11 protein-coding genes are annotated in these 14,763 nt (G+C 73.1%); all 11 read right to left on the bottom strand.

The features are described 5' to 3' along the window. Positions 1-16 precede the first annotated feature (16 nt). Complete coding sequence (argJ, locus tag Dsi01nite_RS31920; RefSeq protein ID WP_203850023.1) at positions 17-1,192, bottom strand: bifunctional glutamate N-acetyltransferase/amino-acid acetyltransferase ArgJ; 1,176 nt, start codon at positions 1,190-1,192, stop codon at positions 17-19. Beyond that, a complete protein-coding gene (gene argC / locus Dsi01nite_RS31915) occupies positions 1,189-2,193 on the bottom strand; it encodes an N-acetyl-gamma-glutamyl-phosphate reductase (protein WP_203850022.1) in 1,005 nt (334 codons plus the stop codon). Before argC ends, argJ begins: the two co-directional genes overlap by 4 nt. A gap of 133 nt (positions 2,194-2,326) precedes the next feature. After that, the gene (locus Dsi01nite_RS31910; protein WP_203850021.1) at positions 2,327-5,050 is read right to left on the bottom strand and encodes an AAA family ATPase; all 2,724 of its coding nucleotides are present in this window, start codon (positions 5,048-5,050) and stop codon (positions 2,327-2,329) included. A gap of 109 nt (positions 5,051-5,159) precedes the next feature. Then, a complete protein-coding gene (locus Dsi01nite_RS31905; protein WP_203850020.1) occupies positions 5,160-6,371 on the bottom strand; it encodes a hypothetical protein in 1,212 nt (403 codons plus the stop codon). 63 nt (positions 6,372-6,434) lie between these two features. Continuing rightward, complete coding sequence (locus Dsi01nite_RS31900) at positions 6,435-7,460, bottom strand: NAD-dependent epimerase/dehydratase family protein (protein ID WP_239136321.1); 1,026 nt, start codon at positions 7,458-7,460, stop codon at positions 6,435-6,437. A gap of 9 nt (positions 7,461-7,469) precedes the next feature. After that, entirely contained in the window at positions 7,470-8,273 is an 804-nt protein-coding gene (locus Dsi01nite_RS31895; protein ID WP_239136320.1) for a glycosyltransferase family 2 protein, read from the bottom strand. Next, complete coding sequence (locus tag Dsi01nite_RS31890) at positions 8,270-9,481, bottom strand: nucleotide sugar dehydrogenase (RefSeq protein ID WP_239136319.1); 1,212 nt, start codon at positions 9,479-9,481, stop codon at positions 8,270-8,272. Before Dsi01nite_RS31890 ends, Dsi01nite_RS31895 begins: the two co-directional genes overlap by 4 nt. Before the next feature lie 335 nt (positions 9,482-9,816). Beyond that, entirely contained in the window at positions 9,817-12,327 is a 2,511-nt protein-coding gene (gene pheT, locus Dsi01nite_RS31885) for a phenylalanine--tRNA ligase subunit beta (RefSeq protein WP_203850019.1), read from the bottom strand. A gap of 1 nt (position 12,328) precedes the next feature. Then, positions 12,329-13,414, bottom strand: coding sequence for a phenylalanine--tRNA ligase subunit alpha (gene pheS, locus Dsi01nite_RS31880; protein ID WP_203850018.1), 1,086 nt, complete (start codon positions 13,412-13,414; stop codon positions 12,329-12,331). Positions 13,415-13,543: 129 nt separating this feature from the next. After that, entirely contained in the window at positions 13,544-14,368 is an 825-nt protein-coding gene (locus Dsi01nite_RS31875) for a TrmH family RNA methyltransferase (RefSeq protein WP_203850017.1), read from the bottom strand. After that, a complete protein-coding gene (gene rplT / locus Dsi01nite_RS31870; protein WP_033356865.1) occupies positions 14,355-14,717 on the bottom strand; it encodes a 50S ribosomal protein L20 in 363 nt (120 codons plus the stop codon). Before rplT ends, Dsi01nite_RS31875 begins: the two co-directional genes overlap by 14 nt. Positions 14,718-14,763 lie beyond the last annotated feature (46 nt).

Here is a 14,763-nt window from a genome sequence, read left to right as displayed (position 1 = left end):
CTGCGCTCCGGGCCGTTCACGACGAGTATGCCGAGTTCTCGTGCACGTAGCCCATCGACAGGTCGTTGGTCCTGACGGTGGCGGTGGCGTCGCCGGCGTGCAGGTCGACGGTGACGGTGACCGCGCGGGCGCTGAGGTCGACCTTCGAGCGGTCCTCCCCCGCGGCGCCGCCCTTGCAGATCCACACGCCGTTGATGGCGACGTCGACCTCGTCGGGCTCGAACACGGCCGCCGTGGTGCCGATCGCGGCCAGGATCCGGCCCCAGTTGGGGTCGTTGCCGAAGAACGCGGTCTTCACCAGGTTGTTGCGGGCGATCGACCGGCCGACCTCGACCGCGTCGTCCTCACCGGCCGCGCCGGTGACCTCGATCGCGATCTCCTTCGTGGCGCCCTCGGCGTCGGCGATGAGCTGCGTGGCCAGGTCGGCGCAGACGGCGGTGACGGCCTCGGTCAGCTCCTCCGGGGTCGGCTGGATCCCGGCCGCACCGCTGGCCATGAGCAGGACCGTGTCGTTGGTCGACATGCAGCCGTCGGAGTCGATCCGGTCGAACGAGACCCGGGTCGCGGCCCGCAGCGCGGCGTCGAGCACGTCCGCGTCGGCGACGGCGTCGGTGGTCAGCACCACCAGCATCGTGGCGAGGCCCGGCGCGAGCATCCCGGCGCCCTTGGCCATCCCGCCGACGGTGAACCCCTGCCCGCTGTGGACGGCGGTCTTGGACACGGTGTCGGTGGTCATGATGGCGGTCGCGGCGGCCGCCCCGCCGTCCCGGGCCAGCCCGCGGGCGGCGGCGTCGACCCCGGACAGCAGCTTCTTCAGCGGCAGCCGCTCCCCGATGAGGCCGGTGGAGCACACGGCGACGTCGCCGGCGCCGACCGGGAACCGCGACGCCCGCCCGGACAGCACGGCCGCGGTGTGCTCCGCGGTGGCGTGGGTGTCCTGGAAGCCGGCCGGCCCGGTGCAGGCGTTGGCGCCGCCGGAGTTGAGGATGACGGCCCGCACGATGCCGGCGCGCAGCACCTGCTGGCTCCACAGCACCGGCGCGGCCTTGATCCGATTGCCGGTGAACACGGCCGCCGCGGTCCAGTCCGGCCCGTCGTTGACGACGAGCGCCACGTCGAGCGCGCCCGCCGTCGCCTTCAGCCCGGCGGCGACACCAGCGGCCCGGAAACCCTTCGGAGCGGTGACGGTCATGGCGCGATCCCATCGGCGGTGAGCCCGGCCGTCTCCGGCAGTCCGAGCATCAGGTTGGCGTTCTGCACGGCCTGTCCGGCGGCGCCCTTGACGAGGTTGTCGATCGCGGACACGACGATGATCCGGCCGCTGTCGGCGTCGACGGTCGCCTGCAGGTGCGCGGCGTTCGCCCCGAACGTGCTCGCCGTGTGCGGCCACTGCCCCTCGGGCAGCACCTGCACGAACGGCTCCCCGTCGTAGGCCGCCGCGAGGACCTCGCGCGGGTCGGCGTCGGTCAGCGGCCGGGCGGTCACGGTGGCGAGGATGCCCCGGGGCATCGGCGCCAGGACCGGCGTCATCGACAGCGTGCGCGCCCCGGTCGCCTGCTTGATCTCCGGCACGTGCTGGTGCGCGCCCACCTTGTAGGGCGACAGCGACCCCATCACCTCCGAGGCCAGCAGGTGCACCTTCGCGGAGCGGCCCGCGCCGGACGTGCCGGACGCGGCGACGACCACGACGTCCTCGGGGTCGGCGACCCCGGCCGCGATCAGCGGCGCGAGGGCCAGGGTCACCGACACCGCATAACATCCGGTGTTGGCGACCCGGCTCGACGCGGCGATGCGGTCCCGCTGGCCGGGCAGCTCGGGCAGGCCGTAGGTCCAGGTGCCGGCGTGCGCGCCGGGGTAGTACTTCGTCCAGTCGCCGGCGGCCCGCAGCCGGAAGTCGGCGCCGATGTCGACGACCTTCACCGTGTCCGGCAGCTGCGCGGCGAGGGCCGCGGACTCACCGTGCGGCAGCGCCAGGAACACCAGGTCGGCGTCGGCGAGCACGTCCGGCTCGGTCTTCGCCAGCACGACGTCCCGCAGCGAGCGCACGTGCGGGTGCACCGCGCCGATCCTCGATCCGGCCTGCGCGAACCCGGTGGCGACGGCCAGGTCGAGGTGGGGATGCCCGGCGATCAGCCGGAGCAGCTCCCCGCCCGCGTACCCGGACGCACCGGCGACAGCGACTCGTATTCCCATGCGTTGCACTGTATCTCTATGCATCGCCGTGTTTCAAGCGGATTGCGGCGCGCATCACCGCCCCGGGCGGCGATTCACATCGCGCTCACCCGGATCGGTCGGATCGGTCGGATCGAGGGATCTGGCGGGTGAGCTACTCGGGGTCGAGGACCCGGGCGAGCTGGGCGCGGTTGCGGACGTTGAGCCGCCGGTAGAGCCGGGTGAGGTTCGCCTCGACCGCCTTGATCGACAGGAACAGCGCGCGGGCGATCTCGCGGTTGGTGGCGCCGGCGCGCACCAGCTCCACGATCCGCCGCTCGGTCTCCGACAGCCCGGCGCCGCGGCCGCCGTCGAGGCGGGCCAGGTCGGCCGCGGCGACCTCGCGCCACGGGTGCGCCTCGGCGGCCGCATACCGGCGCACCGCCTCCGACAGCGCCGCCCGGGCCGCGCCACGGCGGTGGGCGCGGCGCTCCAGGCCGCCGAGCGTGTAGTAGGCCCGCGCGACCTCGAGGGGGTACGGGTGGTCCTGCCACTCCTCGATCGCCCGGTGCAGCGTCTCGGCGGCCTCGCGGGCCTCGCCGGTGGCGGCGGTGAGGACCGCCCGGGCCCGGGCCAGGCCGAGGAAAACGATGGTGCGGTCCAGGTGCCGGGCGTGCTTGTTGACCTCTTCGAGGACCTCGGCGGCCTCGGCGCGGGCGCCGGCACCGACGAGCGCCTCGATGAAGTCGGCGTGCCACGGCAGGACGCCCGGGTCGAGCCGGCCGAGCCGCTGGTCCAGGGCGTACGCCTCGCGCATCGCCTCGGCCGCCGCGACCGGGTCGCCGCGCAGCACGTGCACGAGGCCGGACGCGGCGTAGGCGAGCTTGATCCAGTCCTCGTCGCCGGCGGCGAGGCAGGCGGCGAGGCCGCGTTCGGCGTAGCCGGCGGCGGCGGTCGCGGTGCCGCCACCGCTCTCGGCGAGCGCGGCGACCAGGTAGCCGGGGCCCGGGGTGGTCTCGACGTCGACGTAGAGCCGCACGCACTCGCGGCCCGCGGCGACCGCGTCGGCGCAGCGGCCGGCCCGCCAGTAGACGCCGGCCACGGACACCAGCACGGAGGCCAGGTCACGCACGGTGCCGGCCCGCTCCACGGCGATGCGCAGCGCCTCGATGCGGCGCACCGCCTCGGCGGTCTCGCCCTTGAACAGCCGGCTCATCGCGGCGACCTGCCGGGCCGCGACCGTCGCCGGGGTCAGCGACAGCCCGCGGGCGAGCTTCCCGGCCCGCTCGAGGTATTCGTCGCCCTGGGTGCCGAGCAGGATGTTGCCCTTCCAGCTGAGCACCTCGACGAGGCGTTCCATGTCACCGCACAGCTCGGCGGCCTCCTCGGCGCGCTTGAGCTCGGCGAGGGCGCCCTCACCGTCGCCGTCGTAGTAGGCCTTGACGCCCTTGTACAGCCGCACGTGGGCGAGCAGGTCGGGGGTGTCGACGGCCTCGACGAACGCGGCGTCCAGCAGCGGGCCGGAGTTGGAGTGGTCCTCGCCGGACATCTCCACCAGCAGCAGCCGGGCGCCGATGCGGGTGCGCCGGTCCGCGGCGTCGCGCAGCGCGGCGGTCGCGTGCCGCCGGGCGTCGACGGGCGAGCCGGCCGCGTACGCGTACTGCGCGGCGCTGAGCCGGCGGACCGCGCCGACGCCGGGGGTGTCGCGCGGGGTGCGTTCCGCGGCGAGCGCGGCGAGGTCGGCGGCCATCGCCGGGGCGCCGCGCAGCCGGGCGGCGGACGCGGCGTCGGCGAGGCACTCCGCGAGGGCCTCGTCGGGCTCGGGGCGGGCCGCGGCGAGGTGCCTGGCCCGGTCGACCGGGTCGGAGACGGTGTCGGCGAGCCGCTCATGCGCTTCGCGCCGGGCGGCGACCGTCGCGTCGGCGTACACCATCTCCCGCAGCAACGGGTGGCTGAAGCGGATCGCACCGTCGCCGTCGACGTCCAGCACCGACGACGCGAGGGCCGCGTCGAGGTGGTGCTCGGCGAGGCCGCACCGCCGCAGCAGCGCCAGGCTCGGCCGGGCCGCGGCGGCGACGACCAGCAGCGCGGGCCAGTCGGGTGCGGGCAGCGCGGCCAGCCGCGCGGTCAGCAGGGAACGGAGCCGGTCCGGGACGGGCAGCGGGTCGGTGGTGGGGAACGGCGTGGTGCCCAGGGCCCGGCCCAGCTCGACGGCGTAGAGGGGGTTGCCGGCGCTGGCCTCGTAGATGCGGTGCAGGTGCGCCCGGCCGGCCTCGGCACCGAACCGGGCGCGCAGCAGGTCGGCCACGTCGCTCTCCGGCAGCGGCGGCACGGGCAGCGTCGTGCCCGGCGGCGGGCACAGGTCCAGGCGGGTCGCCGGGTCGCCGTCGGGGACGCGTTCGGCGGCGAGGATCCGCACCGGCGTCTCACCGATCCGGCGGGCGACGAACCGCAGCACCTCGGCGCTGGGCTCGTCGATCCACTGCACGTCGTCGAGGACGAGCAGCACGGCGCGTTCCGTGGCGAGGGCGCGCAGCAGCTCCAGGACGGCGAGGCGCACCGCGAGCTGGTCGTGCGGGGTCGCCGGCAGCGCGCTGCGGAGCAGGGCGCCGTCCAGCGCGGCCCGCAGGTGCGGTGGCAGGTGCTCGGCGGCGTCGGGGGCGCCGTCGAAGAGGTCGACGAGCGCGAGGTAGGGCAGGTCGGCCTCGGCCTCGGCGGCCGCGGCGCGCAGCACGAGGGCGTCGGTCTCGCCGCCGGCGATGGCGTCGAGGATGGTGGACTTGCCGATCCCGGCGGGGCCGTGGAGCAGCACCCCGCCGCCGCCCGTAAGCCGCTCGCGGGCGTGGGCCAGCAGTTCAGCGCGGCCGAACGGCGCGGCCGGCCAGGTGCTCACCACCACTGTTCCACTCCTCGATGCCACTCAGACGCCGAGTCTCTCCCGAACGTCACCTCGCCGCAACGCCTGCCCAACGCGGGCGGACCTTCCAGCGACGCGATGTTGAACACTGTCAGCGAAGCCGGTCGCAGGGAAGGACGGCCTTCCAGCCGAGCACCGGCCACTGTGCGGTGTGGACCGTCACCCTCCGCAAACGTGGCTCCGCTTGGCATTGCGCGCGCGCCCCGGCGACGGTCGTGTCCCAGCGTGGCAGGGTGGCGGTGTAGCCGCCCGGTCGCAGATTGGCGATGCCGACGACGGCCACGAGTGTCGCCAACGCGACAAACGGGACGCTCCTGCCCGGCGGGTCGGCGGACCCGGCGAGGGCGACCGCGGCGGCGATGTTCGGCAGGGCGATCAGCACCAGGTAGCGGCTCTCGGGGACGCCGTGCACGGCGAGCTGGAACGCCCCGGCGAAAGCGGCGAACCCGGCGAGGAACGTGGCGAGCCGCCACTGCTGCTGGGACGTCCCGCGGAGCAGGGCGGCGACGACGACCGCGACCGGCACGGCGAGGCCGAGCAGGATGAGGCCACGGTGCCCGACGGGGTCGGTGACGGGCTCGGCCAGCCACGCGTCGCCGAGGAACGAGCGCGGCACCCCCCAGCGCAGGTAGGTCCCGGCGACGGAGAACGGGTCCAGGTCCGGTTGTTCCCCGACGTCCCGCCGCGACGCGCCGAGCAGCAACGACCCGAGTTGCAGCGCCGCACCGGGCAGCAGGGCCAGGGCGCGCAGCACCGAGTCGCGGTCCCGCCGTCGCGCCGTTCGCAGCAGCGCCACCGGCACGAGCAGCAGCCCGAGCATCGAGCTGAGCGCCGCCAGGCCCGGCAGCGCGACGGCGACGACGCGGGCGGCCCGGGTCGAGGGCGTCCACAGCAGCATCCACAGCCCCGCGTACACGAGCGGGAACTGCAGCTGGGCCAGGGTGTTCGGCGCGTAGCCCATCGGCACCGCCGCGCTCGCGCCGATGACCAGGCCCGCCGCGGTGCCGAGCCGGTCCCGGGCGGCGGCCGCGACGAGACAGGCGAGCGCCGCGGTGAGCACGGCGGCGGTCCCGGCGTTCAGCGCCGCCGCCCACGGCACGGGGAACAGGGCGATGAGCGCGAAGCAGGCGCGGGCCAGGGTGTGGAAGTAGCCGTTGAACGGCGTCGCGAACGGCTCGAACCAGGGCAGGGTGAGCGCGTCGGTGAGGAACTCCTGCCCGTCCTCCGCCCAGACGCTGTTGAAGCCGCCCCGCGACAGGTTGATGACGACGAACACCGGGAAGGCCCAGCGAAGAACGGTCACGTCGGGTCAAACGAACGGGCGCCCCGCACCGTGATGCGAGGCGCCCGCCGGAGTTGCCGGGCCTTACAGCTTGCCGTCCTTGACGGCCTGGGTCACCCACGGGATGACCTCGTCGAGCATCTCGTCGAGCGAGGTGTTGGCCTCGTAGCCGAGGATCTCCTTGGCCTTCGACACGTCCGGGACGCGCTTCTGCACGTCGTACTCGTACGGGTCGTCGGACACGACGCTGAACGGCACGTCGGCGCCCTTGATCTTCTTCCAGATCACCTCGGCCAGCTCCAGCACCGTGGTCGACTCGGCGGTGGAGATGTTGAAGTCCTGGTTGGTCGCGTCCTCGTGCTCCATCGCGGCGATGATGCCCTTGGCCAGGTCACCGCCGTACGTGTAGTGGCGGACCTGGTCACCGGCGCCGAGGATGTGCAGCGGGTCCTGACCCTTGACGATCTTCTGCACCAGGTCGGGCACGACGTGCGACATCGCCAGCTTCACGTTGCCGGACAGCACCTCGACCTCGCCGAGCGCGCGGCCCTCACCGACGCCGACGCAGTTGAACGGCCGCACGATCGTGTAGGGCAGCTTGTACTGGTCCCAGGCGGCCTTCGCGTAGTACTCCACGGCCAGCTTCTGGAAGCCGTACGACGACAGCGGCGGCGGCACGAGCCGCTCGTCGCCCTCCTTCGACGGCCAGTGCGTGGTCGACTCGAACACCATCGACGACGACAGGTAGGTCATCTTCTTGAGGGTGCCGTCGCGGTTCGCCTTGATCGCCGCGTCGCACGAGGAGGCCATGATCCGCTCGTTGGTGGCGAGCAGGTCGTAGGCGTAGGCGTGGAAGTAGGAGATGCCACCGATCATCGCCGCGCCGGCGATGAAGTGGTCGCAGCCGTCGAGCAGCTCGGTGACCAGGTCGACGTCACGCGCGTCGCCCTCGACGAACCGGTAGTCGGGGTGCGAGTCGTAGCTACGGGTGACCGGACCGTACTTCGAGTAGTTGTCCAGGCCGACCACCTGGTAGCCGCGGGACAGCAGCTCCTCGACGACGTAACCACCGATGAAGCCGGCCGAGCCGGTGACCAGGACCTTTGCCACAAACACTCCTTAGTTCTGAACGGCGTTGCTGGAAAAGTTGGCGCGTGCGGCCTGCGCGTCGTCCCGCGCCGCCGACGAAGCGGGCCGCTTCGCGACCTGCTCCATGGTGAGGCGGCGACCGAACGCGAACCGCCACCACTTCAGGTAGCTGGGCAGGAACCGGCCGACGTCGAACCGGGACTCGCCGAGCTGCCGGTCGAGCCAGATCGTCGGGATCTCCGCGACGGGCAGCCGCAGCCGCGCCGCCTTCGCGGTCAGCTCGATGCCGATCTCGAACCCGGTCTTGCTCTCGATGCCGACCTGCCGGACGAACGTCGTGGAGTACGCCTTGAAACTGTTCGTCGCGTCGCGGGTGCCGACCCGGGCGAACATGTGCAGCGACCGGCCCGCGCCGCGGGACAGCGCCCGCTTGAACCGGGGACCGCCGACCTGCTGCCCGCCGGGCATGTACCGCGACGCCGCCGCCACGACCACGCCGCGCTCGACGAGCCGGGCGAGGTCCTCGATCTGGCGCGGGTCGTCGGAGCCGTCGGCCATGGTGACCACGGCGACGGGTGCCTGCGCCACGTCGATGCCGAAGCGGATCGCGTTGGCCGGGCCGCGACCGTACGTGTTGAGCACGGTGCGGACCCGGGGGTCGCGGGCCGCGACGGACTGCGCGAAGGCCACCGTGGTGTCCTCCGGCATGTCGTGCACGACGAGGACCTCGGCCGGCATCAGCACGGCCCGCAGGATCCGCTCCAGGCAGGGCACGATCGCCTCGCCCTCGTTGTACACGGGGATGACCACAGAGACCTGCGGCGTCAGCGTCATACACGAACCCCCTTGTTCGTGATCCCCCACATGTCCGCCACGGGAATGTCCGTCTGCAGGTCACGGTACTCGGGGTGCGGCGCGGCGATGATCAGCAGGTCGGCCTTGGCGAGGACCTCGTCCTGGGACACGAACCGGTCGTCCTTGACGTACGGGTCGCTGCAGAGGGTTTCCCTGGCCTTGAGCATGACGACCTTGCGCAGCTTGTAGGCCAGGGACTCGCGGATGTCGTCGCTGCCGCCCTTGAACGCCATCCCCAGGATGCCGACCGTCATCTCCGACAGGTCGAACCGCTCCTGCAGCTTCGACACCACGTACAGCGGCAGGCCCTCGTTGATCAGCATCGCGCTGTGACCGAGGACGAACGTGTTGTTGGTGAACGCCGCCAGCTGCATCGTGTCCTTGAGCAGGCACGGCCCGGCGGCGAACCCGGCGCCCGGCATGTCCGACGCGCGCGGGTACTGGAACCGGATGGCGTGCCGAATCCGCTCGAAGTCCAGCCCGAAGTCGTTGGACATCATCCAGAACTGGTTCGCGGCGGCGAACTTGATGTACCGCCACGTGTTGGTGAACAGCTTCGCCAGCTCGGCCTCTTCGGGTTCGAGGCGCACGATCTGGCTCGCGAGGTTGCGGAACAGCTTCTCCGCCCGCTCCGCCGCCTCCGGGTTGCGGGCGGCGACGATCTGCGGCAGCTCGAACAGCTCCGTCATCGCCTTGCCCTCGGCGATGCGCTCCGGGCAGAACGCGACGTCGGCCTTCACCCCGAGCCGCTTGATCAGCTTCTCGGTGAGGGCGGTGACGCCGGGGTGCACGGTGCTGCGCAGCACGATGAGCTGCCCGTCGCGCAGGAACTCCGCGCAGCGCTCGATGGCCGCGGGCACCGCGCCGATGTTCGGGTTGAGGTGCTCGTCGACGGGCGTACCCACGATCACGACGAGATGCTCGGCCGACGCGACGCTCGCCGGGTCGGTGCTGGCGACGAGCCTGCCCTCCTTGACGGCGGTCGCCAAGGGCTCGGCCGCGCCCTCCTCGTCGAACGGCAGGCGGCCTTCGTTCACCACCGCGACCGCGGCCGCGTTGATGTCGTACAGGGTGACCTGCAGACCGCGGGAGGCCATGGCGATGCCGAGCGGCAGTCCGACCCGGCCGCATCCTCCGATGACCACGACGTCGGTCGTGAAGCCTGCCGATGCACTATCGTCTGACACGCGCTGCCCCTCCAGGAGAGCCGAGATCGAAGCCGGCGCTTGGCGCGGGCCGAGCCTTCAGGATGACCTCACGCCTGGTGATCAATGGCGGAGGATGGCTCGGCGCCGTGACGGTATCACTTCCCAACATCCGGTTCCTGACCCGATCAGGGTGAAGCGTCCCTCCCCACCCGTTTCCCGCACCTTTCCAGCCAGCGCAAATGTTTCTCGGTCCGATATCTGACGGTGCCCTGACGGCGTGCTCGAACGGTGTGACCAACCGTTCGGGCGGCCGCATCTGACCGATGCGACCGCCCGTGTTCGGCTGTGCGGAGGGTCACCCTCCAACAGACGCGTCAGGCGCCGCGCAGCGTTGCACCGAACCGGTCGGCGGCGACGGCGACCGCGGCGTCGCGGGCCGCGAGGGCCTCCTCGCCGGTGAGCGTCCGGTCGGCGGCGCGGAACGTCAGCTTGTAGGCCAGGGACTTGCGCCCCGCGCCGAGCTGCGCGCCCTCGTAGACGTCGAAGAGCCGCACCGACTCCAGCAGCGCGCCCGCGCCCTCGGTGAGCGCCGAGGCGACGTCGCCGGCCGGGGTGGCCGCGTCGACGACGAGCGCCACGTCCAGCAGCGCCGTCGGGAAGCCCGACAGCCGCGGCGCGGTCGAGACGCCGGGGATCGGCACCGCGTCGAGGTCGAACTCCATCGCCACGGTGCGGCGGGGCAGGTCGAGGTCGGCGCAGACGGCCGGGTGCAGCTCGCCGGCGTAGCCGACGACGGTGTCGCCGACGAGCAGCGCCGCGCAGCGGCCCGGGTGCCACGGCGCGACCGCCTCCGGCCCCCCGGCGACGTCCACGCCGGCGCGGACGGTGAGCGTCACCCCGGCCGCCTCGGCGGCGACCCGGGCGGCGTCGACCGCGTCGGCCCAGTCGGCCGGGCGGCCCGCGCCCCACCAACCGGCCGGGTCCGCGTCACCGGCGATGACGGCGGCGACGTGCCACGGCTGGTGCGGCAGCAGCGCCTCCGCGGCCCGCAGCTCCTCGGCCGGCGGCGGCCCGTCGACGCCGGCGGACGGCGCGACCCGGACCGGACCGCCGGGCAGGAAGACCGTGCCGAGCTCGAACAGCGCCAGGTCCCGCAGGCCCCGGCCGAGGTTGCGGCGCAGCGCGCCGAGCAGCGGCGGCAGCAGCGTCGTGCGCATCCCGGGCTCCTCGTCGGACAGCGGGTTGCGCAGCAGCACCAGGTCGCGGCGCGGGTCACCGGCCGGGATCCGCAGCGCGTCGAGGACGCCCACGCCGACGAACGGGTAGCAGAGCGTCTCGGTGAACCCGGCGTCGGCGAGGGCCCGGCCCACGGTCCGCCGGCGGCGCTGGGTGACGGACAGCCCGGCCCCGGGCGGCGCGATCGGCAGGATGCTGGGGATCCGGTCGTAGCCGTCGAGGCGCAGCACCTCCTCGACCAGGTCGGCCGGGTCGGTGAGGTCGGGCCGCCAGCTGGGCGGGGTCACCACGGCGCGGCCGCCGTCGACCTCGACCGAGGCGCCGATCATCGTCAGCACCTCGACGACCCGCTCCTGGGTGTAGTCGATGCCGGCCAGCTCCGACGGCCGGGTGACGGCCATGGTGACCGGCGCGGGCGGCACGACCGCGTAGACGTCGGTGACCCGCGGGTCGACGGTGCCGCCACCGTGCTCGGCGAGCAGCGCCGCGGCCCGCGCGGCGGCGGCCGCGGTGATCTGCGGGTCGACGCCACGCTCGTAGCGCTTGCCGGCCTCGCTGGGCAGCTTGTGCCGGCGGATCGTGCGGGCCACCGACAGCGGGTCCCAGTGCGCCGCCTCGAGGAGCACGTCGACGGTGCTCGCCGACACCTCGGTGGTGCTGCCGCCCATGACGGCGGCCAGGGACACCACGCCGGTGTCGTCGGCGATGACGATGTCCTGCGGGTCGAGGGCCCGCTTGACGCCGTCGAGCGTGGTCAGCTTCTCCCCCGCCGCGGCGCGGCGCACGACGAGGGGGCCGGTGAGCCGCTCCAGGTCCCAGGCGTGCATCGGCTGGCCGGTCTCGATCATCAGGTAGTTGGTGATGTCGACCGGCAGGGAGATCGAGCGGATCCCGGCGACGGCGAGGCGCGCCGTCATCCACTGCGGGGTCGGCGCGGCCGGGTCGACGCCACGGACCGCGACGGCGGTGAACCGGTCGCAGGCGACGCTGTCGCGCACGTCGATGCGGTACGCCTCCTCACCCAGGCTGCTGCCGTCACCCTCGATCGGCACGACCGCCGCGACCGGGTCGTGGTACGCGCCGCCGAGCGAGTGCGACAGCTCCCGGGCGATGCCCCGCACCGAGAAGCAGTAGCCCCGGTCCGGGGTCACGTTGACCTCGACCACGATGTCGTCGAGCCCCACGACCGGCCGCGCCTCGGCACCCGGAGCGGCGGTACCCGGCGGGAGCACGATGATGCCCTCGTGCTCGTCGGAGACGCCGAGCTCCCGCGCGGAGCAGATCATGCCGTTGGAGATGTGCCCGTAGGTCTTGCGGGCGGCGATCGCGAACCCGCCCGGCAGGACCGCGCCGGGCAGCGCGACCACGACGAGGTCACCCTCGGCGAAGTTGCGGGCGCCGCAGATGATGCCCTGCGGTTCGGCGTTGCCGACGTCGACGAGGCAGTAGCGGATGGGCTTCTTCAGCCCCTGCAGCTCCTCGATCGACTCGACCCGCCCGACGACGAGGGGGCCTTCGACGGACGCGCCGGCGTCGGTCATCTCCTCGACCTCGAGGCCGACCTTCACCAGGGCCTTCTCCAGGCCGTCGGCGGTCAGGTCGGCCGGCAGGTCGACGTGCTCACGCAGCCATGACAGCGGTACGCGCATCTCAGGCCTCCCATCCGAACGCCCGCGCGTAGCGCACGTCACCCTCGACCATGTCCCGCATGTCACCGGCCGCGTTGCGGAACATCAGCGCCCGCTCGATGCCCATGCCGAACGCGAACCCGGAGTACTCGTCCGGGTCGATCCCGCAGGCGCGCAGCACCCGCGGGTTGACCATGCCGCAGCCGCCCCACTCGACCCACCGGGCCCCGTCGCGGTGGTGCGGGAACCACATGTCGATCTCGGCGCCGGGCTCGACGAACGGGAAGTACGACGGCCGCAGCCGGGTCTCCGTGCCCGGGCCGAACAGGCCCTTGACGAAGTGGTCGAGGGTGCCCTTGAGGTGCGCCATCGTGATGCCCTTGTCGATCACGAGGCCCTCGACCTGGTGGAACACCGGGGTGTGGGTCGCGTCGAGCTCGTCGGTGCGGTACACCCGGCCGGGGCAGACGATGTAGATCGGCGGCTTCCGGGTGAGCATCGTGCGGGCCTGCACCGGCGAGGTGTGGGTGCGCAGCACGATGCGCGAGTCGGTGTCCCGGTCGGCGCCGCTGGCCGCGACGAAGAACGTGTCCATCATCGAGCGCGCCGGGTGGTCCGGGTGCATGTTGAGGGCGTCGAAGTTGTACCACTCCCACTCGGCCTCGGGGCCTTCGGCGACCTCGTAGCCCATGCCGACGAACAGGTCGCCGACCCGCTCCATGATCGCGGTCAGCGGGTGCTGGGCGCCGCGCGGCCGGCGGCCGGTCGGGAGGGTGACGTCGACCGTCTCCTCGACCAGGACCCGTTCCTCGCGTTCCGCGGTCAGCGCCGCGAGCCGCGCGTCGAAGGCGGACTGCACGGCGACGCGGGCCTCGTTGACGCGCTTGCCGGCGTCGGCCTTCGCGGCCGGCGGCAGCGAGCCGATCTCGCGCCGGGCGAGGGAGATGGGGGCGCGGTCGCCGAGGTGCTGCGACTTGAGCGCCGCGAGGGCGTCGAGGTCGCTCGCCCCGGCGAACGCCTTGTCGGCGCCGGCCACGGCGTCGTCCAGGGCGTCCTGGGCGAGCAGCACGGCCTGCTTCGGGTCGTACGGATCATTGCGGTAGGTCATCGGACTCTTCCCACGCGGAATCGGGCCTCGGACAGTGTAGAGAGGGGCGCCCGCCGGCCGTGGGAAGGTGTCAGGAGGTGGTGCGTCCTGTCCGCCCACCGCTACCGGCGGGCCGCATAAACAGTGCGCTCACATCGACTCCTTCGAAGCTTTCAACGCTTTCGCTGAAGCGTACAAGCACACGGCGGCGGCCGCAGCCAGGTTCAGGCTCTCCGCGCCGCCGAGGATCGGCACCCTCACCCGGGCGTCGGCGGCGTGCTTCAGGTCGTCCGGCAGGCCGTGCGCCTCGGATCCGAACAGCCACGCCGTCGGCCTGTCCAGGTCGGACATTTCGAATAAATCCGATTCGCCGTATCCGTCGGCTGCCAGGACCCGGAGCCCGGCGTCGCGCAGCGCGTCGACCGTGGCCTGAGCGGACCGGGCCCGGACCACGTCGACGTGGAAGAGGCTGCCGGCGGACGCGCGCACGGCCTTGCCGTTGTACGGGTCGACGCTGTCGCCGGCGAAGATCACGGCGGTCGCGCCCGCGGCGTCGGCGGTGCGCAGGACCGTGCCGGCGTTGCCGGGGTCGCGGATGTCGGCGCAGACGGCGACGAGCCTGGGCGCCTTGCGCAACGCGTCGGCGAGGGGCACGTCCCGCTGGGTGCAGACGGCGACGAGGCCCTGCGGCTGGACGGTCTCGGTGAGTGCGGCGAGGGCGTCGTCGTCGACCGCGCTGACCCGGTCCACCCGCTGCAGCAGCTCGGCGTGACGGGCATACGCGTCGGTGGTGCAGAACACCTCGACGACCGCGCCGGCGGCGAGGGCCTCGCGGACGGCCTGGGGGCCCTCGGCGAGGAAGCGGCCGGTCTCGTCCCGGTCCCGGCGACGCTGGAGGCGCCGGGCAGCGACAACCCGGGGGGTCCGCGTGGTGAAGACCGCCCCGGGCTGCTGGATCACGTCAGGCTGCGGCAACGGCCGTCTTCGCCACCTGGACCAGGCCGCTGAACGCCTTCGCGTCGCTGACCGCCAGCTCGGCGAGGATCTTGCGGTCGACCTCGACACCGGCCAGGCGCAGGCCCTGGATCAGCCGGTTGTAGGTCAGGCCGTTCGCGCGGGCGGCGGCGTTGATGCGGGTGATCCACAGCTGGCGGAAGTCACCCTTCCGGTCGCGCCGGTCGCGGTAGGCGTACTGCATCGAGTGCAGCACCTGCTCCTTGGCCTTGCGGTACAGCCGCGAGCGCTGCCCGCGGTAGCCGCTGGCGGTCTCCAGGACGGTGCGGCGCTTCTTCTGGGCATTCACTGCCCGCTTCACGCGTGCCACGGTTCGTTACTCCTCATGCGAGACCGGCCCAAAGCGTGAGGGCCGG

This window comes from Dactylosporangium siamense (assembly GCF_016862795.1).
GTDB classification, from domain to species: domain Bacteria; phylum Actinomycetota; class Actinomycetes; order Mycobacteriales; family Micromonosporaceae; genus Dactylosporangium; species Dactylosporangium siamense.
This window is presented reverse-complemented; position numbering and strand designations above follow the sequence as displayed.